Annotated in this window: 26 protein-coding genes, 21 tRNA genes and 1 rRNA gene; 37 read left to right on the forward strand and 11 right to left on the reverse strand. The window is 47.5% G+C overall.

Features of this window, described 5'->3' with window-relative positions:
• The first annotated feature begins 123 nt into the window (after positions 1 to 123).
• From rrf to ACWHAR_RS00110, 22 genes are all read left to right on the forward strand, one after another.
• Positions 124 to 239 (forward strand): 5S ribosomal RNA (gene rrf, locus ACWHAR_RS00005).
• A gap of 23 nt (positions 240 to 262) precedes the next feature.
• Positions 263 to 338, forward strand: a tRNA-Val gene (locus ACWHAR_RS00010).
• Between the two features lie 29 nt (positions 339 to 367).
• Positions 368 to 443: transfer RNA gene (locus ACWHAR_RS00015), tRNA-Thr, on the forward strand.
• Between the two features lie 37 nt (positions 444 to 480).
• Positions 481 to 556 (forward strand) — tRNA-Lys (locus ACWHAR_RS00020).
• Positions 557 to 565: 9 nt separating this feature from the next.
• Positions 566 to 649, forward strand: a tRNA-Leu gene (locus ACWHAR_RS00025).
• A 9-nt stretch (positions 650 to 658) separates the two neighbouring features.
• Positions 659 to 733: transfer RNA gene (locus ACWHAR_RS00030), tRNA-Gly, on the forward strand.
• A gap of 19 nt (positions 734 to 752) precedes the next feature.
• Positions 753 to 838: transfer RNA gene (locus ACWHAR_RS00035), tRNA-Leu, on the forward strand.
• Positions 839 to 847: 9 nt separating this feature from the next.
• Positions 848 to 924, forward strand: a tRNA-Arg gene (locus ACWHAR_RS00040).
• Between the two features lie 17 nt (positions 925 to 941).
• Positions 942 to 1,018: transfer RNA gene (locus tag ACWHAR_RS00045), tRNA-Pro, on the forward strand.
• A gap of 4 nt (positions 1,019 to 1,022) precedes the next feature.
• Positions 1,023 to 1,095, forward strand: a tRNA-Ala gene (locus ACWHAR_RS00050).
• 20 nt (positions 1,096 to 1,115) lie between these two features.
• Positions 1,116 to 1,192, forward strand: a tRNA-Met gene (locus ACWHAR_RS00055).
• A gap of 2 nt (positions 1,193 to 1,194) precedes the next feature.
• A tRNA-Ile gene (locus ACWHAR_RS00060) sits at positions 1,195 to 1,271 on the forward strand.
• Between the two features lie 7 nt (positions 1,272 to 1,278).
• Positions 1,279 to 1,371 (forward strand) — tRNA-Ser (locus tag ACWHAR_RS00065).
• A gap of 19 nt (positions 1,372 to 1,390) precedes the next feature.
• Positions 1,391 to 1,467, forward strand: a tRNA-Met gene (locus ACWHAR_RS00070).
• Positions 1,468 to 1,473: 6 nt separating this feature from the next.
• A tRNA-Asp gene (locus ACWHAR_RS00075) sits at positions 1,474 to 1,550 on the forward strand.
• A gap of 10 nt (positions 1,551 to 1,560) precedes the next feature.
• Positions 1,561 to 1,636: transfer RNA gene (locus ACWHAR_RS00080), tRNA-Phe, on the forward strand.
• A 20-nt stretch (positions 1,637 to 1,656) separates the two neighbouring features.
• Positions 1,657 to 1,732 (forward strand) — tRNA-His (locus tag ACWHAR_RS00085).
• Positions 1,733 to 1,740: 8 nt separating this feature from the next.
• A tRNA-Gly gene (locus ACWHAR_RS00090) sits at positions 1,741 to 1,814 on the forward strand.
• Positions 1,815 to 1,829: 15 nt separating this feature from the next.
• A tRNA-Ile gene (locus tag ACWHAR_RS00095) sits at positions 1,830 to 1,906 on the forward strand.
• Positions 1,907 to 1,916: 10 nt separating this feature from the next.
• A tRNA-Asn gene (locus tag ACWHAR_RS00100) sits at positions 1,917 to 1,991 on the forward strand.
• Positions 1,992 to 1,994: 3 nt separating this feature from the next.
• Positions 1,995 to 2,085 (forward strand) — tRNA-Ser (locus ACWHAR_RS00105).
• A gap of 3 nt (positions 2,086 to 2,088) precedes the next feature.
• Positions 2,089 to 2,160 (forward strand) — tRNA-Glu (locus ACWHAR_RS00110).
• A gap of 34 nt (positions 2,161 to 2,194) precedes the next feature.
• Here the strand turns inward: ACWHAR_RS00110 and ACWHAR_RS00115 are convergent.
• Positions 2,195 to 2,665 carry a TspO/MBR family protein gene (locus tag ACWHAR_RS00115; RefSeq protein WP_032873537.1) on the reverse strand — a complete coding sequence of 157 codons (471 nt, stop codon included), beginning with the start codon at positions 2,663 to 2,665 and terminating at the stop codon, positions 2,195 to 2,197.
• A gap of 156 nt (positions 2,666 to 2,821) precedes the next feature.
• The gene (locus tag ACWHAR_RS00120) at positions 2,822 to 3,541 is read right to left on the reverse strand and encodes a TraR/DksA C4-type zinc finger protein (RefSeq protein ID WP_007613312.1); all 720 of its coding nucleotides are present in this window, start codon (positions 3,539 to 3,541) and stop codon (positions 2,822 to 2,824) included.
• A gap of 282 nt (positions 3,542 to 3,823) precedes the next feature.
• On the opposite strand from ACWHAR_RS00120, the gene ACWHAR_RS00125 reads away from it, so the two are divergent.
• The 6 genes from ACWHAR_RS00125 (at position 3,824) to menC (ending at position 11,321) form a co-directional block, all read left to right on the forward strand.
• Positions 3,824 to 5,236, forward strand: a complete 1,413-nt coding sequence (locus ACWHAR_RS00125) for an isochorismate synthase (protein WP_032873540.1) — start codon at positions 3,824 to 3,826, stop codon at positions 5,234 to 5,236.
• Positions 5,233 to 6,969, forward strand: coding sequence for a 2-succinyl-5-enolpyruvyl-6-hydroxy-3-cyclohexene-1-carboxylic-acid synthase (menD, locus tag ACWHAR_RS00130; RefSeq protein WP_032873542.1), 1,737 nt, complete (start codon positions 5,233 to 5,235; stop codon positions 6,967 to 6,969). Before ACWHAR_RS00125 ends, menD begins: the two co-directional genes overlap by 4 nt.
• A complete protein-coding gene (gene menH, locus ACWHAR_RS00135) occupies positions 6,957 to 7,781 on the forward strand; it encodes a 2-succinyl-6-hydroxy-2,4-cyclohexadiene-1-carboxylate synthase (protein ID WP_032873544.1) in 825 nt (274 codons plus the stop codon). The genes menD and menH overlap by 13 nt, the downstream gene beginning before the upstream one ends.
• A 58-nt stretch (positions 7,782 to 7,839) precedes the next feature.
• Entirely contained in the window at positions 7,840 to 8,658 is an 819-nt protein-coding gene (gene menB / locus ACWHAR_RS00140; RefSeq protein WP_007408846.1) for a 1,4-dihydroxy-2-naphthoyl-CoA synthase, read from the forward strand.
• A gap of 87 nt (positions 8,659 to 8,745) precedes the next feature.
• The gene (locus ACWHAR_RS00145; protein WP_032873545.1) at positions 8,746 to 10,209 is read left to right on the forward strand and encodes an o-succinylbenzoate--CoA ligase; all 1,464 of its coding nucleotides are present in this window, start codon (positions 8,746 to 8,748) and stop codon (positions 10,207 to 10,209) included.
• Positions 10,206 to 11,321 (forward strand): o-succinylbenzoate synthase, encoded by a 1,116-nt coding sequence (menC, locus tag ACWHAR_RS00150; RefSeq protein WP_032873547.1) that lies wholly within the window; start codon positions 10,206 to 10,208, stop codon positions 11,319 to 11,321. Before ACWHAR_RS00145 ends, menC begins: the two co-directional genes overlap by 4 nt.
• Before the next feature lie 372 nt (positions 11,322 to 11,693).
• Here menC and ACWHAR_RS00155 read toward each other — a convergent pair whose 3' ends face one another.
• From ACWHAR_RS00155 to ACWHAR_RS00165, 3 genes are read right to left on the reverse strand one after another with little or no spacing between them, the layout of a single operon-like run.
• On the reverse strand, positions 11,694 to 11,852 hold the full coding sequence (locus ACWHAR_RS00155) for a DUF1540 domain-containing protein (RefSeq protein WP_007408842.1): 159 nt from the start codon (positions 11,850 to 11,852) through the stop codon (positions 11,694 to 11,696).
• Between the two features lie 57 nt (positions 11,853 to 11,909).
• On the reverse strand, positions 11,910 to 12,950 hold the full coding sequence (locus ACWHAR_RS00160) for a cytochrome d ubiquinol oxidase subunit II (RefSeq protein ID WP_032873551.1): 1,041 nt from the start codon (positions 12,948 to 12,950) through the stop codon (positions 11,910 to 11,912).
• A gap of 22 nt (positions 12,951 to 12,972) precedes the next feature.
• Positions 12,973 to 14,304, reverse strand: coding sequence for a cytochrome ubiquinol oxidase subunit I (locus ACWHAR_RS00165; RefSeq protein WP_003152226.1), 1,332 nt, complete (start codon positions 14,302 to 14,304; stop codon positions 12,973 to 12,975).
• Positions 14,305 to 14,501: 197 nt separating this feature from the next.
• On the opposite strand from ACWHAR_RS00165, the gene ACWHAR_RS00170 reads away from it, so the two are divergent.
• Positions 14,502 to 14,750, forward strand: a complete 249-nt coding sequence (locus ACWHAR_RS00170; protein ID WP_007613295.1) for a type B 50S ribosomal protein L31 — start codon at positions 14,502 to 14,504, stop codon at positions 14,748 to 14,750.
• A gap of 117 nt (positions 14,751 to 14,867) precedes the next feature.
• Positions 14,868 to 15,437: a beta-class carbonic anhydrase gene (locus tag ACWHAR_RS00175; protein WP_003152233.1), complete on the forward strand. Its 570-nt coding sequence runs from the start codon at positions 14,868 to 14,870 to the stop codon at positions 15,435 to 15,437.
• Here ACWHAR_RS00175 and yidD read toward each other — a convergent pair.
• The gene (gene yidD / locus ACWHAR_RS00180; protein ID WP_007408838.1) at positions 15,434 to 15,661 is read right to left on the reverse strand and encodes a membrane protein insertion efficiency factor YidD; all 228 of its coding nucleotides are present in this window, start codon (positions 15,659 to 15,661) and stop codon (positions 15,434 to 15,436) included. The two genes, ACWHAR_RS00175 and yidD, sit on opposite strands and share 4 nt — an antisense overlap.
• 124 nt (positions 15,662 to 15,785) lie before the next feature.
• Here yidD and ACWHAR_RS00185 point away from each other — a divergent pair, with 124 nt between their 5' ends.
• Positions 15,786 to 16,259 (forward strand): S-ribosylhomocysteine lyase, encoded by a 474-nt coding sequence (locus tag ACWHAR_RS00185; protein WP_003152237.1) that lies wholly within the window; start codon positions 15,786 to 15,788, stop codon positions 16,257 to 16,259.
• A gap of 114 nt (positions 16,260 to 16,373) precedes the next feature.
• Positions 16,374 to 16,817 (forward strand): FixH family protein, encoded by a 444-nt coding sequence (locus ACWHAR_RS00190; protein WP_014418701.1) that lies wholly within the window; start codon positions 16,374 to 16,376, stop codon positions 16,815 to 16,817.
• On the opposite strand, the gene ytzI is transcribed toward ACWHAR_RS00190, so the two are convergent.
• Positions 16,814 to 16,963, reverse strand: coding sequence for a YtzI protein (gene ytzI / locus ACWHAR_RS00195; RefSeq protein WP_007408836.1), 150 nt, complete (start codon positions 16,961 to 16,963; stop codon positions 16,814 to 16,816). The genes ACWHAR_RS00190 and ytzI overlap by 4 nt on opposite strands.
• Before the next feature lie 124 nt (positions 16,964 to 17,087).
• Between ytzI and ACWHAR_RS00200 the strand changes: the two genes are divergently transcribed.
• From ACWHAR_RS00200 to ytkD, 3 genes are all read left to right on the forward strand, one after another.
• Positions 17,088 to 17,525, forward strand: coding sequence for a Dps family protein (locus tag ACWHAR_RS00200; protein WP_007408835.1), 438 nt, complete (start codon positions 17,088 to 17,090; stop codon positions 17,523 to 17,525).
• 151 nt (positions 17,526 to 17,676) lie between these two features.
• On the forward strand, positions 17,677 to 18,081 hold the full coding sequence (locus tag ACWHAR_RS00205) for a phage holin family protein (protein WP_007408834.1): 405 nt from the start codon (positions 17,677 to 17,679) through the stop codon (positions 18,079 to 18,081).
• A 132-nt stretch (positions 18,082 to 18,213) separates the two neighbouring features.
• Entirely contained in the window at positions 18,214 to 18,693 is a 480-nt protein-coding gene (gene ytkD, locus ACWHAR_RS00210) for an RNA deprotection pyrophosphohydrolase (protein ID WP_003152244.1), read from the forward strand.
• Between the two features lie 35 nt (positions 18,694 to 18,728).
• Here the strand turns inward: ytkD and ACWHAR_RS00215 are convergent, their stop codons facing one another.
• The 3 genes from ACWHAR_RS00215 to ACWHAR_RS00225 are packed head-to-tail and all read right to left on the reverse strand — an operon-like array spanning position 18,729 to position 21,314.
• Complete coding sequence (locus tag ACWHAR_RS00215) at positions 18,729 to 19,541, reverse strand: ABC transporter permease (RefSeq protein ID WP_032873553.1); 813 nt, start codon at positions 19,539 to 19,541, stop codon at positions 18,729 to 18,731.
• On the reverse strand, positions 19,516 to 20,298 hold the full coding sequence (locus ACWHAR_RS00220) for an ABC transporter ATP-binding protein (RefSeq protein WP_032873555.1): 783 nt from the start codon (positions 20,296 to 20,298) through the stop codon (positions 19,516 to 19,518). The genes ACWHAR_RS00215 and ACWHAR_RS00220 overlap by 26 nt, the downstream gene beginning before the upstream one ends.
• 11 nt (positions 20,299 to 20,309) lie before the next feature.
• Complete coding sequence (locus ACWHAR_RS00225) at positions 20,310 to 21,314, reverse strand: ABC transporter substrate-binding protein (RefSeq protein ID WP_032873558.1); 1,005 nt, start codon at positions 21,312 to 21,314, stop codon at positions 20,310 to 20,312.
• A gap of 139 nt (positions 21,315 to 21,453) precedes the next feature.
• On the opposite strand from ACWHAR_RS00225, the gene ACWHAR_RS00230 reads away from it, so the two are divergent.
• Together ACWHAR_RS00230 and ACWHAR_RS00235 are read left to right on the forward strand one after the other, a co-directional pair.
• A complete protein-coding gene (locus ACWHAR_RS00230) occupies positions 21,454 to 22,227 on the forward strand; it encodes an alpha/beta hydrolase family protein (RefSeq protein WP_032873560.1) in 774 nt (257 codons plus the stop codon).
• 57 nt (positions 22,228 to 22,284) lie between these two features.
• Positions 22,285 to 22,527: a DUF2584 domain-containing protein gene (locus ACWHAR_RS00235; protein ID WP_003152249.1), complete on the forward strand. Its 243-nt coding sequence runs from the start codon at positions 22,285 to 22,287 to the stop codon at positions 22,525 to 22,527.
• A 42-nt stretch (positions 22,528 to 22,569) separates the two neighbouring features.
• Here the strand turns inward: ACWHAR_RS00235 and pckA are convergent, their stop codons facing one another.
• Entirely contained in the window at positions 22,570 to 24,153 is a 1,584-nt protein-coding gene (gene pckA / locus ACWHAR_RS00240) for a phosphoenolpyruvate carboxykinase (ATP) (protein WP_007613256.1), read from the reverse strand.
• Positions 24,154 to 24,164 lie beyond the last annotated feature (11 nt).

Below are 24,164 nucleotides of genomic sequence, written 5' to 3' on the forward strand. Positions count from 1 at the left end.
GTTGATAGGTCTGAGGTGGAAGTGTGGCGACACATGGAGCTGACAGATACTAATCGATCGAGGACTTAACCAATTTGAATGTATGCTTACTGTTATCTAGTTTTGAGAGAACACTCTCAATGGTTTGGTGGCGATAGCGAAGAGGTCACACCCGTTCCCATGCCGAACACGGAAGTTAAGCTCTTCAGCGCCGATGGTAGTCGGGGGTTTCCCCCTGTGAGAGTAGGACGCCGCCAAGCCATTACACTCAAGTGTAATATATGGAGGATTAGCTCAGCTGGGAGAGCATCTGCCTTACAAGCAGAGGGTCGGCGGTTCGAGCCCGTCATCCTCCACCATTCCTATCATACATAAGTTGGCGTATTAAGCCGGTGTAGCTCAATTGGTAGAGCAACTGACTTGTAATCAGTAGGTTGGGGGTTCAAGTCCTCTTGCCGGCACCACCTTTATATGTTATACTATATAAGTCTCTTGTAATAAGAGCCATTAGCTCAGTTGGTAGAGCATCTGACTTTTAATCAGAGGGTCGAAGGTTCGAGTCCTTCATGGCTCACCATTTTTTCTTGCGGATGTGGCGGAATTGGCAGACGCGCTAGAATCAGGCTCTAGTGTCTTTACAGACGTGGGGGTTCAAGTCCCTTCATCCGCATTGCCAAACGCGGAAGTAGTTCAGTGGTAGAACATCACCTTGCCAAGGTGGGGGTCGCGGGTTCGAATCCCGTCTTCCGCTCCAACTATACTATACCATCCATGCCGGGGTGGTGGAATTGGCAGACACACAGGACTTAAAATCCTGCGGTAGGTGACTACCGTGCCGGTTCAAGTCCGGCCCTCGGCACTTATTGTTGCGCCCGTAGCTCAATTGGATAGAGCGTTTGACTACGGATCAAAAGGTTAGGGGTTCGACTCCTCTCGGGCGCGCCATACATACTTTTGAAAAACGGGAAGTAGCTCAGCTTGGTAGAGCACATGGTTTGGGACCATGGGGTCGCAGGTTCGAATCCTGTCTTCCCGACCATTTTGGGGCCTTAGCTCAGCTGGGAGAGCGCCTGCTTTGCACGCAGGAGGTCAGCGGTTCGATCCCGCTAGGCTCCACTTGATTTTAATTGTTTTTTGGCGGTGTAGCTCAGCTGGCTAGAGCGTACGGTTCATACCCGTGAGGTCGGGGGTTCGATCCCCTCCGCCGCTACCATTGGACCTTTAGCTCAGTTGGTTAGAGCAGACGGCTCATAACCGTCCGGTCGTAGGTTCGAGTCCTACAAGGTCCACCACTTATACGGAGGAATACCCAAGTCTGGCTGAAGGGATCGGTCTTGAAAACCGACAGGGGTGTCAAAGCCCGCGGGGGTTCGAATCCCTCTTCCTCCGCCATATCTAATTTAATTATCATCGCGGGGTGGAGCAGTTCGGTAGCTCGTCGGGCTCATAACCCGAAGGTCGCAGGTTCAAATCCTGCCCCCGCAACCAAAAAATGGTCCGGTAGTTCAGTTGGTTAGAATGCCTGCCTGTCACGCAGGAGGTCGCGGGTTCGAGTCCCGTCCGGACCGCCATTTATAACAAGGCTCGGTAGCTCAGTTGGTAGAGCAACGGACTGAAAATCCGTGTGTCGGCGGTTCGATTCCGTCCCGAGCCACCATTTAATTTAATATTGTTTTGGCGGTTGTGGCGAAGTGGTTAACGCACCAGATTGTGGCTCTGGCACTCGTGGGTTCGATTCCCATCAATCGCCCCAAACAACATGCGGGTGTAGTTTAGTGGTAAAACCTCAGCCTTCCAAGCTGATGTCGTGGGTTCGATTCCCATCACCCGCTCCATTTTTATATTGTCATGGGCCTGTAGCTCAGCTGGTTAGAGCGCACGCCTGATAAGCGTGAGGTCGGTGGTTCGAGTCCACTCAGGCCCACCATGATGATTTTTCCACAGTAGCTCAGTGGTAGAGCTATCGGCTGTTAACCGATCGGTCGCAGGTTCGAATCCTGCCTGTGGAGCCATACGGAGAAGTACTCAAGTGGCTGAAGAGGCGCCCCTGCTAAGGGTGTAGGTCGTGTAAGCGGCGCGAGGGTTCAAATCCCTCCTTCTCCGCCATAAGGCCCGTTGGTCAAGCGGTTAAGACACCGCCCTTTCACGGCGGTAACACGGGTTCGAATCCCGTACGGGTCATTAAAAAACCTTGCATACTATGCAAGGTTTTTTATTATGCGTTCGTAGCGTAAATGGTAAAAGACAGGTATGTGGCAAAAGCGCTCCATAATAAATAAGGAACCAGAAGCCAGGCTGAAGCTTTACTGTATTTACCGGCAATGAGCAACAGAATGAGTGTTGTCACCGCCACAAGCAGGCAATCGATAGATGCAGCAAGCAAATTTTTCTGTGTGAATTGAAAATAGCTGAACCCTTGATTCACGATATAATTGATGAGAAGCATCACCCAAAAAGCTTTGGATTCTTTACATGAAAACTTTGCGTATATCAAGGCTGCTGAGAGCGAAATAAGCGCAAACAAAACCGCCCATATGATGCCGATCACTGATCCGCTCGGCGTCCAGTCAGGTTTTTGCAGCGCGTCATACCATTCCCGGTCGATGGGAAAGAGAACTCCCGCTAAAGAAAACAAGACATATGTAATGATAAATACAATAATCGCACCGATATACTTCTTTTTCATTTGTCCCCTCCGTCATTCAATGTCAACACGTTAATTCCCTTTTTTGGAAATGTTAAACCTTTTAAAAGGTTCATGCACCATTAAGTGTATGAGTTTTCAGTGTGAAAATGCAGCAAACCATTTATTTGTATTCAAAAACCCCGGCAGGCCGGGGTTTTAATCAGCATGAAGATCGCCAAAGGTCGTCATTATTCCTTCTTCGTCCAGTTCCTGTTCATATTTTTCGTGTGCTTTGCTTGGATACACGGAAATGTTTTTTCCGGTAATATCTGTCGCGATAAAGTTTTCATAATCCTCAGCATAGCCGATGTTTTCTTCGGAGTTCATTGTCATATCCCCATAGCTGAGCGGCGGATCCTCTAAATCCTGAGGCGTTTCTGAGTTTCCGTATTCCTCAACATCCTGATAAGCATCTTCACTATCGTAAGCAGCCCGGATTGATTCATCATCATCAAATTCAAACTGTCCGAACGGTGTTTCCTCTTCAATCGGCCTGTCTTTGGAAACGGCATCCTGCGAGGAATATTCCGCCAATGTTGTAGCCGTCGGCAGAGCTTCGAGTCTGTCATAAGGAATGTCCTTGCCGCTGACTTCACACGTGCCGTATGTGCCGTTTTCAATTTGTTTCAGAGAGTAATCAATATCGCGAAGGTGCTCTCGTTCATGGTCGAGCAGAGCCAGGTCTTTTTCCCGCTCGTATAATTCGGTCGCCTGATCGCCGGGATGATTGTCATAGGAAGACAATTCGCCGGATGACTGATACGGGAATTCATCAGTTAACTGAAATTGATCATTTTCTTTAAAGCGGCTCAAAATATCATGTCTGGCTTCTTCCAATTCTTTTTTTAAGTGTGTAATCTGTTCGTTTGTAAGCACATCAATCCCTCGTTTCTATGTGATGCTTACTGTTAGTATGAACGCTTTTGCGCAGAAAAATGGTGGATAAAAATAGTCATTTTCCCATGAGGAAGTAAAAGGATACAGTGATTGCCGAGAGTGGGGAAAGAAAATTCAAGTTTGTTTCTTTATTCATTTGCGCAAAAAGGTTTATAATAAGAAATGCAGGCATTTTGTCGTGCTCAAATCTGTGTGTTTGACACAAAGTCATCACAGGTGTATTGTATTAAAAGCATTTAACGGATTATGGAGGAATGTCTCATGGTGACAACGGTGCAGCATACGTTCCGAGAGGAAGCAGATCATGCATTACATAAAGCCAAACAAGTCAACCATGCTGTCTTATTGAGCTATTCAAGACGTATTGCGTCTTTAGACCCTCTATCATTTTTCAAAGACGGAGCAAAAAAATATAAAGGCAAACGATTTTTTTGGTCAGAACCCGGTAGTGAATTAACAATAGTCGGTCTTGGCACAGAAGCGCTGTTCCAATCGAATGAAAAAAATGGAAAGCGTTATCACGACGTTTTTGAACAATGGGAGCGCTTTAAAAAGACGGCTTTTCATATTCATGAAGAAGAGGCGGCGCATACCGCGGTCGGCCCTGTCTTATTCGGCGGTTTTTCATTTAATCCCGCTGAAGAGAGAGGAGACGAATGGAACGGGTTCGAAGAAGGACTGTTCTTTATCCCCTCACTCATGCTGACAAAGACGGCAGATGGTGATTATTTAACCGTCAATCAATGGGCGGCAGACGGTAATCAGGCAGAAGATACGCTGAAACGTCTGAAATCTTTTTCGGAAGCTTTTTCAGTTTCTTCAATCGAGTATGAAGAATATCCTGTTTTAACAAAAGCGGAAGAACTTGATGTGGAAAACTGGCTTGAAGCCATTAAAACAGCAACAAATGATATGAAAGCAAATCAATATGATAAAGTCGTGCTGGCAAGGGAAGTCGTTTTGTCATATGATGGGCCTATTCCGACAGAGAGCGTTGTCCGCAAGCTTTTGAAGGACCAAACGACAAGCTATGTTTTTGCGATTGAGCAGGGAGATAAATGCTTTGTCGGCGCTTCACCGGAACGGCTGATCAAAAAATCCGGCAAAGACGTTATGTCCACCTGTCTGGCAGGTTCAATTAAGCGCGGAGAAAATCAACAAGAAGATGACCGTCTCGGCAAAGAGCTGCTGCATGACGAAAAAAATCTCGCGGAACATGATTTTGTGGTTCAGATGATACACGATTCTTTCTTGTCGAGCTGCAGCGATGTGAAAAAGCCTGCAGGTCCGCAATTATATAAAACAAAAAGTGTTCAGCATCTATATACACCGATCACAGGCCATCTTAAAACGTCCGCTTCGCTGTTTGATTTAATTGAAAAGCTGCATCCCACGCCGGCATTGGGCGGAGCTCCCCAGCAGAAAGCTGTTGAAGTTATCGCTGATATTGAACCGATGACACGCGGATGGTATGCGGCTCCGATCGGCTGGATGGACGGCAGGGAAAACGGAGAATTTGTCGTGGCTATCCGATCAGGGCTGATTGAAGGCAAAAATGCGCGGCTTTTCGCAGGCTGCGGCATTGTTGAAGATTCAGATCCGCAATCAGAATATGAAGAAACACAAATTAAACTAAAGCCGATGATCTCTGCTTTAGGAGGTGAAAGGCTTTGACAAACCCGATTACACATTATATCGGAAGCTTTATTGATGAATTCGCTCTATCGGGTGTCACCGACGCGGTTGTTTGCCCGGGGTCGAGGTCAACTCCCTTGGCGGTTTTGGCGGCGGCCCACCCGGATATTCAAGTCCATATACAGATTGATGAACGATCCGCAGGTTTTTTCGCACTCGGTCTTGCAAAAGCCCGTCAGCGTCCGGTCATGCTGATTTGTACGTCAGGAACGGCGGCGGCTAACTTCTATCCGGCCGTGATTGAAGCTCATTATTCAAGAGTGCCTCTTATTGTCCTGACTGCTGATCGGCCTCATGAATTGAGGGAAGTGGGGGCGCCTCAGGCGATTAACCAGCATTTTCTGTTCGGTAACTTTGTTAAGTTTTTCACAGACTCGGCTCTGCCTGAAGAAAATCCTCAAATGCTGAGCTATATCAGAACATTGGCCGGCAGAGCCGTGAGTGAAGCCGGGAAGCGCCCGATGGGGCCAGTCCATATCAATGTGCCGCTCAGAGAGCCTTTGATGCCGGATTTATCAGCCGGACCTTTTGAAAGAATGAGAAAGGGGCGGCACGTCTCAGTCACAACAGGGATTCAGTCAGCTGATCAAGATTCTCTCTGTCATATTACAGAGCGTCTTGCGGGTACCGAAAAAGGTGTGATCGTCTGCGGCGAAATTCACGGTGAAGCAGAAAAGCAGCAAATCATCGCGCTTGCCGAGATGCTTCAGTTCCCGATTTTAGCTGACCCGCTTTCAAACCTCCGAAACGGGGAGCATGATAAGACGCTGATTATTGATGCTTATGACTCGTTTTTAAAAGATGAAGAAATAAAAGAGGCGCTGCGCCCGGACGCTGTGATCCGCTTCGGCCCGATGCCGGTTTCGAAACCGCTCTTTTTATGGCTCAGAGATGATCCTGCCATTGAGCAGTTTATCGTCGATGAAGACGGAGGATGGAGAGATCCCACCCAGGCCGGCGCGCATATGATTCATTGCCATCCGTCTGTGTTTTTGGAAGCGGTCCGTTCAGCTGAAACCGGAAAACGGCCGTCCGGATGGCTTGAGAAATGGCAGTTTGTCAATGAGCGGTTCCGGAGTCATTTACAGGATGCGAGCATGGATGATTTATCTTTTGAAGGAAATGTATATCGTCAGCTTCAGCATCTTGTCCCTGAAGGCAGTTCGATTTTTGTCGGCAACAGCATGCCGATTCGCGACGTGGATACGTTCTTTGAAAAACAAGATCGTTCCTTCCGTGTTTATGCCAACCGCGGCGCTAACGGCATTGACGGGGTTGTCTCCTCGGCTATGGGACTGTGTGAAGGTACAAAAGCTCCTGTCACGCTTGTAATTGGAGATTTATCGTTTTACCATGATTTAAACGGGCTGTTAGCGGCTAAAAAACTTGGAATTCCGCTTACGGTTATTTTAATAAACAATGATGGCGGCGGGATTTTCTCGTTTTTGCCGCAGGCATCTGATAAGACTCATTTTGAAGAACTGTTCGGTACGCCGACGGGCCTTGATTTCCGGCATGCCGCCGCACTGTACGGCGGGACGTATACTTGCCCTGAGACATGGGAAGCATTTAAGGATGCGTATCAGCCGCAGGCGGACAAGCCCGGACTTCATATAATCGAGCTGAAAACAGATCGGACATCAAGAGTTCAATTCCATCGCGATCTGCTGCAGGCCGCAGTGCGGGAAGTGAAAAAAGAATGGAAGCTGTAACAGTTAAAACGGCCGACGGCGTGTGCTATCGGGCTGCTGATAGCGGCCACGAATCATCTGAAGCTATTGTTTGTCTGCATGGATTTACGGGCAGCAAAGAATCATGGATGTTTTTACGCGGCATGTTTCCCGGCGAACGAATGGTGATGATTGACTGTCTGGGTCACGGGGAGACAGACGCGCCTGTGCAAGCGGCAAGGTACAGTGCGAGCCGGCAGGTTGCGGACCTTGCCGCCGTTTTTGATCAATTAAAACTTCACAAAGTGAAACTTATTGGTTATTCTATGGGGGGAAGACTTGCGTATTCCTTTGCACAGGCATTTCCGCATCGGGTGTCAGCGCTTGTTTTGGAAAGTACAACCCCGGGCCTGAGCACGCTTCAGGAACGCAAAAAGCGGATTCAGTCAGACCGGAAGCTTGCTGACTTTATATTGCGGGAAGGTATAACATCGTTTGTCGATTATTGGGAGGGCATTCCGTTGTTTGCCTCGCAGCTTTCTCTGCCGGACAGCGTAAAGGCATCCATCCGTGCCGGCAGGCTGAAAAATAATCCGTCCGGACTTGCAGGAAGCCTGCTCGGAATGGGGACGGGCTCACAGCCTTCCTGGTGGGAGGCATTACACCGCATCAAGGCGCCCGTCCTGCTCATATGCGGTGAATGGGATGAAAAGTTTTGCGCTATTAATCAAAAGGTGCATAACCTGCTCCCATCAAGTAAAATAGAGGTTGTCAAACAGGCGGGGCACACGGTACATGTGGAACAGCCGCGAATTTTTGGTAAGATAGTAAGTGAGTTTTTATACGGCTTGTAAAGCATAAAGAAAATAGCTTTTCGGCCGGACTCAGGCAAAAATGAAGGAGGTCATATCAATGGCTGCAGAATGGAAAAGTGAACGTCAGTACGATGAAATCCTGTACGAGACGTATAACGGTATTGCAAAAATAACAATTAACCGCCCGGAGGTACATAACGCATTTACTCCTAAGACGGTATCAGAAATGATTGACGCGTTTGCTCGTGCGCGTGATGACTCCAATATTGGTGTCATCGTTCTTGCGGGAGCGGGAGATAAAGCATTCTGTTCAGGCGGAGACCAAAAAGTCCGCGGTCACGGCGGATATGTCGGAGACGATCAGATCCCTCGTCTGAATGTGCTTGATCTTCAGCGTTTGATCCGCGTGATTCCTAAACCGGTCGTAGCGATGGTATCAGGCTATGCCATCGGCGGAGGACATGTGCTTCATATCGTCTGTGATTTAACGATTGCGGCCGATAACGCGATTTTCGGCCAAACCGGACCGAAAGTGGGAAGCTTTGATGCCGGTTACGGCTCAGGTTACCTGGCGCGTATCGTCGGACATAAGAAAGCCCGTGAAATCTGGTACCTGTGCCGTCAATACAACGCGCAGGAAGCGCTCGACATGGGGCTTGTCAATACAGTTGTCCCATTAGAGAAACTTGAAGAGGAAACAATTAAATGGTGTGAAGAAATGCTTGAGAAAAGCCCTACAGCCCTTCGTTTCCTTAAAGCGGCATTTAACGCAGATACAGACGGCCTCGCCGGAATTCAGCAATTTGCAGGAGATGCAACGCTTCTTTATTACACGACTGACGAAGCGAAAGAGGGCCGCGATTCCTTTAAAGAGAAACGCAGTCCCGATTTCGGTCAGTTCCCTCGTTTTCCGTGATCAGATGACACTACGAAACAGCTTGAGCCGCTCTGGTCCAAGCTGTTTTCTTTTCAAAAAAAGTACTTTTACCTCGGAGATGATAACATGCTGACAGAACAGCCGAATTGGCTCATTCAAAGGGCTCAGCTGACACCAGAGAGAATCGCTCTCATATTTGAAAACAAACAGATGACATTCAGAGAATTATATCATGCTTCTAGGCAAATGGCCGCGCGGCTGTCCAAATACTGCTCGCTTAAAAAAGGAGACCGCGCTGCGATTTTGCTTTCTAACAGACCGGAAATGGTTTATGCCGTTCACGCCTGCTTCTTATTAGGGGCGGAAGCTGTGCTGTTGAATACGAAGCTCTCAAAACAGGAACGGTTGTTTCAGCTCGAAGATTCACAGGCAAAGCTTTTATTGACGGAGGACGGTTTTTGCCGCGAAGAATATGAATCTGCGGTCGCCACCGCAGATGTGGACGAGCTGCAGGCTGAAGAGGCGGGTGACATGGAGCCAGAAGCTTATGTAACGCTTGATGATACGGCGACTCTTATGTATACGTCAGGAACAACAGGAAGGCCGAAGGGGGTGCAGCAGACTTTCGGTAATCATTATTCCAGCGCTGTATCGTCTGCGCTGAATCTGGGGGTCACGGAGCGGGACCGCTGGCTTATTGCGCTGCCGCTGTTTCATATCAGCGGTCTGTCTGCGCTGTTTAAGTCGGTCATTTACGGCATGCCTGTCGTGCTTCATCAAAAATTTTCTGTCACTGATGTGCTTGACAGCATCAGCTCCCATCAGGTCACGATCATTTCAGCGGTGCAGACCATGCTTTCGGGCCTGCTTGCGGAAACTGAACAATGTCCTGAATCACTGCGCTGCATTCTGCTTGGCGGGGGTCCTGCACCGCTGCCGCTCCTTGAAGAATGCCGCAGGAAACAATTTCCGGTGTTTCAATCTTACGGCTTGACTGAAACCTGCTCACAGATTGTCACGCTTTCTCCGGAATTCAGTATGGACAAGCTCGGCTCGGCCGGTAAACCGCTGTTTTCATGTGAAATTAGAATTGAAAAAGACGGGAACCCTTGTGCGCCGTTTGAACACGGTGAAATTACGGTGAAAGGCCCGAATGTAATGAAAGGGTATTACCATCGTGATGACGCAAACCAGGCCGCTTTTCATAATGGATGGTTTAAAACGGGCGATCTTGGATATTTGGATGATGAAGGGTTTTTATACGTGCTGGACAGGCGGTCGGACCTCATTATTTCAGGCGGAGAGAACATCTACCCGGCAGAAGTGGAAGCGGCGCTGCTTGCCCATCCGGCTGTAGGGGAGGCCGGTGTTTCGGGAGCCGAAGACCCGAAGTGGGGGAAAGTGCCGCATGCTTTTCTCGTGCTGACTTCTTCTGTCAGTTCTGAGGAGCTGACCGCCTTTTGCCGTGAGCGGCTTGCAAAATATAAAATACCGGCTGCTTTTTTCGAGGTTGACGGGCTCCCGCGGAACGCGTCCAATAAACTGATGAGGCATCGGCTGAATGAGCTTCGTAAAGGAGAATTGTCATGATTAAGATTGAAAAAATCACCCTTTATCATGTAAGTATGAGGCTGAAAAAACCGTTTAAAACAAGTATTGAAACGCTGCAGGACCGTAAATTTTTGATCGTGGAAGCGATCGATGAAACCGGGAGAACCGGCTGGGGGGAGGTATCGGCGTTTTCTTCTCCGTGGTATACAGAAGAAACGATTCAGACATGCGCGCATATGCTGAGAGATTTTTTTATCCCAAATGTCGTAGGCCGCGAGTTTTTCCATCCGTCAGAAGTGCCTGACAGTCTCGCGCGTTTCAAAGGAAACCGCATGGCAAAAGCGGGGCTTGAATCAGCCGTGTGGGATCTATATGCCAAGAAAAAGGGGATATCTCTCGCAGAAGCCTTAGGGGGAAAAAGAGATAAAGTGCCCGCCGGCGTGGCGGTGGGTCTGGCTTCGGCTGATGAGATGCTTCGGGAAATTGAGCAATACGTAAAAGAAGGTTATCAACGTATAAAAATAAAAATTCAGCCCGGCCATGACGTTGATCTGATCAGAGTCATCCGCAGCCGTTTTCCGAACGTACCGCTGATGGCGGATGCCAACTCGGCATATGAACTGAAAGACATCAGCAGGCTGAAAGAGTTGGATGAATTCCAGCTCATGATGATAGAACAGCCGCTTCAGGCAGATGATATTGTCGATCACCGCCACCTGCAGAAACACTTGAGAACCGCGGTATGCCTCGATGAAAGCATATGCTCATATGATGACGCAAGGCGGGCGATTGAGCTTGGGAGCTGTAAAATCATTAACATAAAACCAGCGCGTGTAGGAGGCCTGACAGAGGCTTTAAAAATACATGACTTATGCAGAGAGCATCACATGCCGGTTTGGTGCGGCGGAATGTTTGAAACCGGCATTTCGAGAGCGCAGACAGTCGCGCTCGCTTCGCTGCCGCAATTTACGATACCGGGTGACATTTCCTCATCAGACCGATACTGGGAGGAGGATATTGTCACTCCCGACATCCGTATCGAAGAGGGGTTCATCTCTGTTCCGGACGGTCCCGGACTGGGTGTTGAAGTCAATCAGGAAATAATGAGAAAATACGTCACCCAAATGGACGTTTTTACGACAAACAACTGATAAAAAGACATTTCAGCGAGTTGAGCTGCCTGTATGCTGCTGTTATATTGAAATTGTTCATCATCACCCCTTCCCCAGTTTGAACCGGCTGTATCAGCCGGTTTTTTTTATAGGCGAATGCGATGATTTTTTTATTCTTCAAACAGCGCGCAGGTGTTGCTCTCTGGCTGGGGCCAAGATGTACATCTTGATAAAAAATTATGTGCTTGTCATGAATGCGATATTGTACTGTCTGCCGCCGCATATATTTGCCGGCGAACCGCCTTTCTGCCATGCTTCTCATCCGCGCGGTTTTCTCCGGCTCAGGGGCTGATTTCAAAAAGGCTTGCGGCACGGAAATGAAAAAGAGCTGTATAAAACAGCTCTTTTCTTTTATAAATCATGCGGTTTAAAGGTTTTGCAATCCGTTTCTTCACTTTTTTCAGCGGTTTCGCCTGTATGGCTGACCACATAAATAGCGTCGGCCGTGCATTTGTTTCCTCTGCCCCAATATGAACAGTTATTGACTTCACACAGAATTTTTTGGTCCATGCTGGCTCCCCTCCAAGATAAAAGGTACGCCATTAGTATGAGCCGCCCTGATTTTTGTTATTCCTCCTGGCGGATATAACGTCTGTCTTTCATAAAGAGCTTCCAGAAGAAATAAAACCCGGGAAACAAAATGATGAAAGCGACGATATACGTCATAAACAGCGCCCTGAAGGTTGCCGGCTCCGTAAATCCTGACATGACCGTAATATCCGGATAAATCATATAAGGAAGATGCGCCCGTCCGTATGCATAGCTTGCCAGAAAGTATTGAAGCGCAATGGCGATCATGGCGATTCTCGGTTTGCCGAGGTTGCGGCCGAAGTGCTTATTCGGCAAAAACAGAGCCACGCCGGCAATGATAAATGTAATGACAGACAGAATGAGCCATGTCTTGTCTTTCATCATGCCCGTATACAGCCAGCCGGCTTCAGAGCGTAATGTCAGCATAATGAAGAAGGCAAAAAGAAGCGACAGCGGCCCTGTTATTAAAGAGCTCCGTCTGTAGATGCGGTACGCATGCTCCTCTTCCGCAACATTTGAAAAATCGGCCAGAAGCAGTGAAGATAAAAATAAAGTGCTTAAAATGGCAAAGCCGATAAACGCATACGCATTAAGGCTTGTAAAGACATTTGCCAAATTCAGGTGATACACGCCGCCCGTCTTATCAATAAATCCTCCGTGTGTGACCGGAAGGACCAAAATCAGCACAGCGGGAATAATGAAGCCCGAAATTCCGGAGATATATCTCATGATTTTTCTTTCCTTCGCCGTATTGGAGAAGACGAGAAAGCCGCTGCGGATGGCTAAAAGCAGCAAAATAATACTCCCCGGGATCAATAAAACGGTTCCCAGCACGAAGGTTGCCCCTGGAAAGAAGCTGAATAGGGCGACAACGATTGCGACGATAAAGACGTTGGTCACTTCCCATGTCGGGGACAAATAACGGTTGGCGATGTTTGTCGCCTTTGTTTGTTCTCTATTTAAATAAATCATCGACCAAAAGCCGGCTCCGAAGTCCATCGTTGCCATGACCGCGTAGATAAACACGAAGCCCCATACGATGGATATCGCAATGAGAGCATCCATGGTAATGTCCATTTCAATTCAGCCCTTTCTATTGTTAGGATTCCGCCGCTTTTACATCCTCCTCAACGGGATGTTTGCGGAAATAATAAAGCAGCACATAAATGACTGCGGCTGCCAAAATGGCGTAAACCACTGTAAACAGGATGAACAGCAAACCGATTGAACCGGTTGTCGTGACGACATCTGACGTTTTCAAGAGATGGTAAATCACCCACGGCTGCCGCCCCGTACAAGCGAATATCCACCCGAATTCAATTCCGATCAGACTGAGCGGTCCTGCGGTTAAAAATAAAATCAAAAGCCAAGTCGGAAAGCTGTCTTTCTTTAAAATTTTTCTCCACACGATGCCGATGATTGAGTACAAAATGAGCAGCATCCCGATGCCGACCATTCCGTTAAACAGTGTATGGATGAATAAAGGCGGCCACTCGTCTTTCGGAAAGGCGTTCAATCCTTTGACGACGGTATCAAAGCTGTTTGCAGCCAAAAAGCTTAAAGCCCATGGCACTTCTATCGCCCATTTTACTTTTTCTTCTTTTGCATCAGTAAAACCTCCGATCGCAAGCGGAGCGTGTGATCTAGTTTCAAACAGCCCTTCTGCGCCCGCAAGCTTCTCAGGCTGGTATTCGTAAAGAAGCTGGGCTGACTCGTGACCGTTTAAAGAGGCAATAATGGAGAATATCCCGCCGATCGTTAAGGCGAGCAGCAGCGCTTTTCGGTGAAAGCGGTATACCTGCTCCTGTTTTCTCGTTCTCAGCATTTTATAAGCCGCAACTGACGCAACGATAAATGCACCGGTCATGAAAGCCGTCAGTACGACATGGCCCGCGGTGGTGAAAAAGCTTGGATTAAAAAACGCTGCCCAAGGTTCGACGTCAGTGATTTTGCCGTTTAAAATTTTAAAGCCGGCCGGCGTTCCTTCAAATGCGTGAACATTTGTGATTAAGACGGCGGATGCCGCGGCGCCGATCAAAACAAAAATAACGGCAATGATACGCATCGCCGGAGTCAGCCGGTCAGCGGCGTAGACATAAATGGACATAAACAGCGCTTCGATAAAGAAAGCATAAATTTCAATCTGAAACGGGAGGGACATCACCCTGCCGATGACTTCCATGAATCCGGGCCACAAAAGGGCAAGCTGTGTACCCGCGATCGTTCCGGTCGGTATCGCCACGCCGAGCAGAACAGCCTGCGCCTTCGTCCACCTTTTCGCCATAATGGCATAATGCGGATCTTTTGTTTTTTGATAAATCAATTCAGCCATTAAAATCATCAGAGGCAAGCCGACACCAAGCGTCGCAAAAATAATATGAAAGCCCATGGTTGTCCCGAACAGGCTTCTGGCTAACACTAAATCATCCACGATCATAAACCGCCTTTCTAAATTACCGTTTTATGTAATGTGGTTATATTATTTGCTGAAGCGATTAGATTATTCTTCCGATTCCATATATGTGCAGGGTTTAGAAATCAAGGGATCAGGGCATATATGATTGACAAGCGGTTATTTAAGGTTTAGAATAAAACGTAATTATTACGATTTGAGAAAGGGAGATCAGCATGAAAAAAGATATTCATCCGGATAACCATCAGGTGATTTTTCAAGATGTGAACAGCGGCTATCGCTTTTTAAGCCATTCTACGAAAAAATCAGAGGAAACGGCAGAGTGGGAAGACGGAAAAACATACCCGCTGATTAAAGTAGAGGTCAGCTCAGATACGCATCCATTTTATACAGGCCGCCAAAAATTCAACGAAAAAGGCGGGAGAGTCGAACAGTTCAACAAAAAATACAATATGGGGAAATAAGACAAGCCCAATGGGGTTTGTCTTATTTATTGAGCACTTTGTCATCCGTGCGGGGAGTGACGAAATGACCCGTCTTATGTTATATTGTGAATAAAAAAGCAGAAAGGAAACACCAAGATGAGTCTTCTAAACGATATCATGCAATTTAATGAGCAGTTCACTAAAAACAAAGATTATGAAAAATACCAAACATCTAAATTCCCGGATAAAAAGATGGCGATTTTGTCCTGTATGGACACACGTCTTGTAGAATTGCTTCCGCATGCGATGAACATGCGAAACGGCGATGTGAAAATTATTAAAAGTGCCGGCGCGCTTGTCGCCCACCCGTTCGGAAGTATCATGCGCAGCCTTTTAGTGGCCGTATACGAATTAAACGCCGATGAAGTCTGCGTTATCGGCCACCATGATTGCGGCATGAGCAAAATCAACAGCGAGGATATGCTCGATAAAATTATCGACCGCGGTATTCCGAAAGAGCGGATTGACATGCTGAAGCACTCAGGAGTTGATCTTGATCAATGGCTGAAAAGCTTTGATTCAGTAGAAGCAAGTGTTACAGACAGCGTAAACGTCATTAAACACCATCCGCTATTCCCTGACAATGTGCCGGTGCACGGTCTGGTGATTGATCCTGAAACCGGTAAACTTGATCTGGTGATCGACGGCTACCAGCATATGGACTAATGTTTTTGTTTTTTGTCCGGTACGGGATCAACACCGCCCGGATGAAAAGGGTGGCACTTTAAAATCCGCTTCAGTGTCAGCCATCCGCCTTTTAATGCGCCGTGAGTCTTGACGGCTTCGATTCCGTACTGCGAACACGTCGGATAAAAGCGGCATGACGGCGGTGTCAGCGGAGAGATGAACTTCTGGTATCCGCGGATGAACGCAATCATTATGGTTTTCATCAAAAAACCACCTTTCTGATGCTAGTATAGAAAAAAAATTTCAGATTGAAAAGCTTCCGCCACAATTCTTATCGGAAAACTGTGTTATAATGGATGCATATTCTGAAAAAAAGGGAGTGCCATTATGCCTTCAGTAGAAAGTTTTGAGCTTGACCATAATGCGGTTGTGGCTCCGTATGTAAGACATTGCGGAGTGCATAAAGTCGGAACAGACGGCGTCGTGAATAAGTTTGACATTCGCTTCTGCCAGCCGAACAAACAGGCGATGAAGCCGGATACGATTCATACGCTTGAGCACTTGCTTGCGTTTACGATTCGCACACATTCTGAGAAATACGATCACTTCGACATCATAGATATCTCACCGATGGGCTGCCAGACAGGCTATTATCTTGTTGTCAGCGGCGAGCCGACAGCGGAAGAAATTGTAGACCTGCTTGACGCTACGCTGAAAGAAGCCATCGATATTACGGAGATTCCGGCGGCCAACGAAAAACAGTGCGGCCAGGCGAAACTTCATGATTTAGAAGGCGCAAAACGTCTGATGCGTTTCTGGCTGTCACAAGATAAAGAAGATTTGCTGAAAGTGTTCGGATAAAAAACAGGCCTTTTTGCTGACATGCAAAAAGGCTTTTTTACATATTTCTAAAAAATGTCACACCTTATGTGTAAGCGTTTGCTAAAATAGAAGCAAACATGAAGGAGTGATGGGATGAAACGGGCTGTATTGGCAGGTATGTGCGGTATGGTATTTCTATTATCTTCCTGCGGGGGCAATTCGGACAAAACCTCCGCGGATGAAGAGCCTAAAGCGCTTGAGGTCAAGCTTACAGGACCGGAAACGGCAGCACCGCATGAAAAAGCGGAATACAAGGCGGAGGTTTTTTACGGCGGCAAGCGTGTCACGGATGCGGATGAAGTTATGTTTGAAGTATGGAAAGAAGGAAAAAAAGGCAGCAGCAAAACAAGCAAGGCCAAGGAGGAAAAAGGGGCGTATCACCTGCGGACTGAATTTGATGAAGAGGGTGTGTATACCGTTCAATCCCACGTAACGGCAAAACAGCAGCATAATATGCCGACTGTAAAAGTGCGTGTCGGGGATGCTGAAGCTGCCGATGATTCCTCCGGCCATGAGGAACAGACGCATCACCATTAAGGATTTTTTTTATCCGTCAAGCCTTTTGATGCGTCCTCCGGCGGGTCAATCGTATGTTTTACATTATAAGCTCTTACAGTCGACCAGATGGATAAAAGCAGCACGGCGAGCACGATAAGAAAGCCGAAGCTCAGAAGAAGCAGCATGAAATCCCTCCTTTTTAACAAATCATAACATATTTTCCATCCGTAAAATCAAGGGCTAAAAATTTATGTTTTAACACACGATATATAGGGTATATCAATAGTAAACCAAAGGAGGAAGATAGGCATGTCAGAAAAACTATTGGATGCAGTCAATAAGCAAGTTGCAAACTGGACGGTCATGTATGTGAAATTACATAACTATCATTGGTACGTCAAAGGGAAGGACTTTTTCACATTGCATGAAAAATTCGAGGAGCTGTATAACGAAACGGCTACATATATTGATGATCTGGCGGAACGTCTGCTGGCATTAAACGGCAAGCCGATCGGCACAATGACGGAATCATTGAAGACAGCGTCTGTAAAAGAAGCGGAAGGCAATGAGAGCGCAGAACAAATGGTACAGAACATTTATGATGATTTCACTGTCATTGCGGAAGAGCTGAAAAGCGGCATGGACCTCGCAGATGAGGTAGGAGACGAAACGACCGGTGATATGCTGCTTGCTATTCACCAGAATATCGAAAAACATAACTGGATGCTGAAAGCGTATTTAGGATAATCAACAAGGGAAGACCGGGGCTGTAAAGCACTCGGTCTTTTATTTGGCTGCCGAAGAGAGGTGTTGTCCATTTTTCTGAAAAATCCAGTCCGTTCCATTCACTTTTCATAGAATAATGTAAGGCCGTTTCTGTGAAAGGATGTTGGATCAAGTGGGCAAAGACTTTGGCATCTTTTCGTTTTTTGCAGTGATCGTGTCGGCAGCGGGGTTTTTCTTCGGAGGTTTTCAGTATTCGTTTCTGATTTTGCTATCGGTCATGGCGATTGAGTTTATCAGTACAAGCTTAAAAGAATCTCTTTTGCAGCAGCTGAGCGCAAGAAAGCTTTTTGCGCGGCTGGTCAAAAAAATCGTGACCCTGGCATTAGTCTCAGTTTGCCATTTTTTTGACCAGCTGCTTCATACCGAAGGCGCCATCCGTAATTTGGCTATCATGTTTTATATCTTATACGAATCTGTTCAGATCGTGATTACGGCAAGCTCGCTGGGCATACCGGTCCCGCAGGTGCTCGTCGATCTATTGGATACCCTGAAAAATAAATTCAAGCGCAAACCGTAACATTTGCTTCAAAGGAGGCTATACTAGCGGGTATGATGGTTTTCCTCTGAATTTTTGATAAAGGGCTTCCGAACAAACGCAACTGTGGTATGATGTATGGAAGATATGAAGGAACGGATTAGAGGGATAAACATGTACGAGTTTAAAGACTATTATCAGAACACTGTTCAGCTCTCCTTTGAACACCAGCCTTTTTCAGACAGCCCGAAGCACGTATGGGTCATATGCCGATACGGAGATAAGTGGCTTTTGACTGAGCACGAAGACCGGGGGTTTGAATTTCCAGGCGGAAAAGTGGAGCCGATGGAATGTGCGGAGGAAGCGGCCCTGCGCGAGGTGAAAGAAGAAACCGGTGCCGCGGTAAGACATCTGAAGTACGTCGGACAGTATAAAGTTCTCGGCAGGGAAAAGGTAATCGTGAAGAATATTTATTTTGCCGATATTGAAAAGCTTGAAAAACAGGCTGATTATTTTGAAACAAAGGGGCCGGTGCTGTTCAGCGAACTGCCGGAGAATCTCCCCCGAAATAAAAAATTCAGTTTCATTATGAAAGATTCGGTGCTTCCGATCAGTCTGAAAAAGCTGAAAGAAGACGGCGTATTTCAATCATAAAAAACGGAGACCCGGCGCTTACGCACGGGTCTTTTTTATATTTTTCCTTTCGTCCATTTTCTTTCTAACAGTTCGACTCCCTGATACATCAATGTCGCAAAAATCGCGATGATCAGAAGGCTTAAGAACACAAGAGTGAAATTGAAGACCTGGAATCCGTAAATGATCATGTAGCCCAGACCTTTTTCGGAAACGAGAAACTCGCCGACGATGACACCGACCCAGGATAAACCGACGTTCACTTTAAGCGCGGAAATAATCGCGGGGGCGCATGCCGGCAGAATGACTTCTTTAAACATGATGCTTCTTTTCGCTCCGAAGGTTTTCATCACCTTAATATAGTTTTCATCCACTTCCTGAAAAGCCGTAAAGACGACGATTGTCGTGATAATGACACTGATGACTGCTCCCATGGCGACAATGCTTGTGAAATTCGGTCCGAGTGCCACGATGAGAATCGGTCCGAGTGCGACCTTCGGCATCGCGTTTAAAATGACGAGGTACGGGTCTAAAACCCGGGCGAGCCCGTTTGACCACCATAACAGAGCGGCGAGGCATGTGCCGAGGAGCGTGCCGAGCAAAAAGCCGAGAACGGTTTCTCCTAAGGTTACGCCGATGTGCGCCGCAAGGGATGCGTCCGCAATCTTTTCAACTAAAAGCCTGCAAACGGCGGAGGGTGAGCTGAAGATTAACGGATCGATCCAGCCCGCCCTGCTCGATATTTCCCAGCCGGCAAAAAATACGATGAAAATGGCGGCCTGATACGCACGGACCCGGAGCTTTTCTTTTTGGTGTCTTTTCTTAAACTGCTGATGAAGCTGTTCAATCGTGCCGCTGCTGTTTTTCAAGGGAATTCAGCTCCTTCCATATGGTTTGAAACAGCGGCTGAAAGGCCGGATCCTGACGCGCGTCAAACGGATCTAAAGCCGCGAGCTCCTTAGGCACGGTGAATATTTGGTGGATGGTGCCCGGCTGATTCGAAAATAAATAGATCGTATCGCTCATGGCGATGGCTTCACCGATATCGTGGGTGACGAGCACGGCGGTTTTTTGAAAATCCTTTAATGTTCTGAAGACAAGGTTTTCCAAAGAAAGCTTCGTTTGAAAGTCCAGCGCGGAAAACGGTTCATCAAGGAGCAGCAGGCCCGGGTCCGGCGCAAGAGTTCTGGCAAGTGCCGCCCGCTGCCGCATTCCGCCTGACAGCTCTTTCGGGTATTTCTTTTCAACGCCGATTAATCCGAGCTTAGGCAGAAGGCTGAGAACTTCAGCTCTTTTTTCTTCTGTTAATGTTTTTGAAATGAGTAAACCGAGCAGCACGTTTTCCTCAATTGATTTCCAAGGAAATAAGTAATCCTGCTGAAGCATATAACCGATTTGGTGTTCTTTATGGTTCGGCACGCTCCCTTCAATCAGCACCCTGCCTTGCGCAGGGGTGATAAGACCGGCCAGAATGGACAGGAGTGTTGTTTTTCCGCATCCGCTCGGCCCGAGGAAGGAGATGAAATCCCCTTTTTCAATCTGAAAATGTATATCTTTCACGGCGGTTGTTCTTTCTTTCAGCGAGAAATAAGTATGTGTTACATGATCGACATGTAAAAAAGACATTCATGTTCCTCCTATTGTTCTGAGGTGACTTTTTTGGCGATTTTTGTGTTGACGAGTTTGCTGTACGGAATATGTTTCGGGAGCTCTCCGGCTTCATCCATAATAGATTGAAGCTGTTCCCATTCATCCTTTTGCAGAACTGGGTCTGCAGAGAATGACTTTTGTTTTTTATAGCGCTCTATTGATGTTTCGATTATGGCCGGATCGGTATCGGCAAATTCCTTCTGAATCGTTTTTGCGATGTCTTTGGCCGGATGGCTTTCCACCCACTGCTGGGCGCGATAGATGGCGCGGGTGAATTTTTCCGCCGTCTTTTCATTGGTTTTCAAATAACTTTCTTTTGCCATAAAGGTTGTGTATGGCACTTGGCCGGAAGCTTCTCCGAAAGATGCGACGATATGGCCGATGCCTTCTTTTTCAAATTGGGATGCCGTCGGTTCAAACAGCTGCACATAATCACCCGTTCCGGATGCGAATGCGTTGGAAATATTGGCGAAATCAATGTTTTGAACGAGGTTAATGTCTTCTTTCGGCTCTATGTGATTCTTTTTCAGGACGTACTCACCGGCCATTTGGGGCATGCCGCCTTTTCGCTGGCCGAGAAATGTTTTTCCTTTTAAATCGCTCCATTTGAATGATTTCTCATCCTTCCGCGACACGAGAAATGTGCCGTCCGTCTGTGTCAGCTGCGCGAAGTTGATGACCGGATCTTTTGCTCCCTGCGCCTCCACGTAAATGGATGTTTCAGAACCGACCAGCGCGATATCAGACCCGTTTGACAAAAGCGATGTCATCGTTTTGTCTCCGCCCCATGTTGTTTGAAGTGACACTTGGAGCCCTTCTTTTTTAAAGAAACCTTTTGCTTCAGCGACATACATAGGCGTATAGAAGATGGAGTGTGTGACTTCCGCCACCTTTACCTTCGTCAGACTTTCTTCCTGTCTGCAGGCCGGAAGAATGAGCAGGAAAAAGGCGCATATGACAAAAACGCAGCCCGTTTTGAGCCATTTGTTCACGGTGTAACCTCCTTGTTTTAAGCGTTAAAATAACCTTTTCTGCTTTACATATCGTATGATGGGTATAAAAAATGTGTGAGTGCCCATATTCACGTTGGGAAAGAATAAAAAAACTGATGATATAAGGAGGCGCATTGTTTTGCTGGCAGAAAAGAAAAGGTTCCCGTCTCCGAGTCCGCATGTCCGCCTCTTTGCGGTATGCTATGAGTCAGAAGGGCTGAAGGTAAAGGGGCTCCTTGCCGAGCCTGCGGCGCCGGGCACATATGACGGTTTTTTATATTTGCGCGGCGGCATAAAAAATGTCGGCATGGTACGCCCCGGAAGAATCGTTCAATTCGCTTCCCAAGGCTTTGTCGTGTTTGCGCCTTATTACAGAGGCAACCAGGGCGGCGAGGGAAATGAAGATTTTGCGGGAGAGGACAGAGAGGATGCGTTTTCCGCTTTTCGCCTGCTTCGGGAGCATCCGAACGTCAGGGAAGGGCGGGTGCATATTTTCGGTTTTTCCCGGGGCGGAATCATGGGGCTTTTAACCGCGATTGAAATGGGGCATCAAGCGGCTTCGCTCGTATCATGGGGCGGTGTGAGCGATATGGTGCTTACTTATGAAGAGCGGAAGGATATGCGGCGGATGATGAAGCGGGTGATCGGCGGCACGCCGAAAAAGGTGCCGGATGAATACAGATGGCGTTCGCCGTTTGAAAAAGCAGACCGCATTCAGGCCCCTGTGCTGCTCATCCATGGAGAGAATGATGAGAATGTTTCGATCGAACACGCCCGGCTGATCGAGGACAAGCTGAAAGAGGCGGGGAAACCGGTGGAAACTTGGTATTACAGCGGTTTTACGCATTATTTTCCGCCGCAGGAAAACAGACGCATTGTCCGGCGGCTGGCAGAATGGATGAAGACGCGGTAAGATGCCTGATTTATGATATGATAATAAAGAATAAGAGAATGAAAGGGGATTTTCATTTTGGGAATGCCTGTTGAATTTAATACCATGATTGTGACAAAAGGCAATGAAAAACGGATAGAGGAAAATATCTTTTTATTGGAGAAAGAGGGCTACCGCGTCTATCCTCTTGATATTCCGATGGACGTGCGCAAAACGAAAACCGGCGAGAAATCCGGCACCGGCGAGGTCCAAAAGCTCGAATGGGCGAACGGCCGGACAAGCATTACATACAGACTCACGTCGCTTCATTCGACAAACTGAAAAAACAAAAGCCGAGGGCATAAACGCCCTTGGCTTTTTTGATTACACGAGAGGTCCGCCGGCTTTGGCAATCGAGTCTGCATGGGAAAACTTTTTAAAGTTTTCTTTAAACTCATTGGCTAAAAACAGCGCTTTTTCGTTGTATGCTTGTTTATCGCTCCACGTGTTTTCAGGCTGAAGAACTTCATCCGGCACGCCCGGAACATGAACGGGGCTGCGCAGGCCGAAAATGCTGTCTGCCGTCATGTCAGTCTGGTTCAGTCTGCCTTCAATAGCGGCCTTAACCATCGCTCTTGTATACGAAAGTTTCATCCGTTCTCCGACTCCGTACCCTCCGCCGGTCCAGCCTGTGTTGACCAGAAAGACTTGAACGCCGTGTTCGTCGATTTTATGCCCGAGCATTTCGGCATATACATGCGCCGGAAGCGGAAGGAACGGTGAACCGAAGCACGTCGAGAAAGTCGTTTGCGGAGATGTCACGCCGCGCTCGGTTCCCGCGAGTTTACTGGTGTACCCGCTTAAGAAATGATACATCGCCTGTTCCTTCGTCAGTTTGCTGATCGGAGGAAGCACGCCGAATGCGTCCGCCGTTAGAAAGACGATCGCCTGCGGATGGCCGGCAATGCTCGGCTGCACGATATTGCCGATCATCTCAATCGGATATGCGGCTCTTGTGTTTTCCGTGTAGAAGGAATTGTCGTAATCCGCTTCACCCGTTTTTTCATCAAGCACGACATTCTCAAGAACAGACCCGAAGCGGATCGCACGAAAAATCTGCGGTTCTTTTTCCTCGCTCAGATTGATACATTTAGCGTAACATCCGCCTTCAATGTTGAAAACGCCGGAATCTGACCAGCCGTGCTCGTCATCGCCGATCAGTTTGCGGTCTGCATCGGCTGAAAGCGTCGTTTTCCCTGTGCCGGAAAGGCCGAAAAACAGGGCGACATCGCCTTTTTCACCGACGTTGGCTGAGCAATGCATCGGCAGTATATCCTGCTGCGGAAGCAGGAAGTTCATAATGGAGAATATTGATTTTTTCATTTCTCCGGCGTATTCGGTGCCGCCGATTAAAATGACGCGTTTTTCGAAAGAGACAATGATAAACGTTTCCGAATGCGTGCCGTCCGTCTCCGGATCTGCTTTAAAATGCGGAGCCGAGAGAATGGTGAAAGGCTGCGCTTGCGGATCTCTTTCATCCGTCTCCGGTCTGATAAACAGCTGGCGCGCGAATAAATTGTGCCACGCAAATTCATTTACGACCGTAATCGGCAGTCTGTATTTTTCATCCGCTCCCGCGAATCCTTCAAAAACAAACAGTTCATCCCGCTGTTTTAAGTAGCTGACGACTTTGGCGTACAGCTTTTCAAACGCCTCTTCAGAAATGGGCTGATTCACCGCGCCCCAATCAATTTGATTTTCTGTGCTTTGTTCACGTACGATAAATTTATCTTTAGGTGACCGGCCTGTATATGCGCCGGTGGTGGCGCGTACGGCGCCCGTTGATGTCAGCGTTCCTTCATTTCGGCTGATCACTTTTTCGGTAAGTTTTGGAGCCGATAAATTATGATGCACATTCGGACTTGCAAGTAATGCTTGAAGATCTGCGGTTAAATCAACTAATTTCATAAAAACCTTCC

Source organism: Bacillus sp. LR--39 (assembly GCF_053613335.1).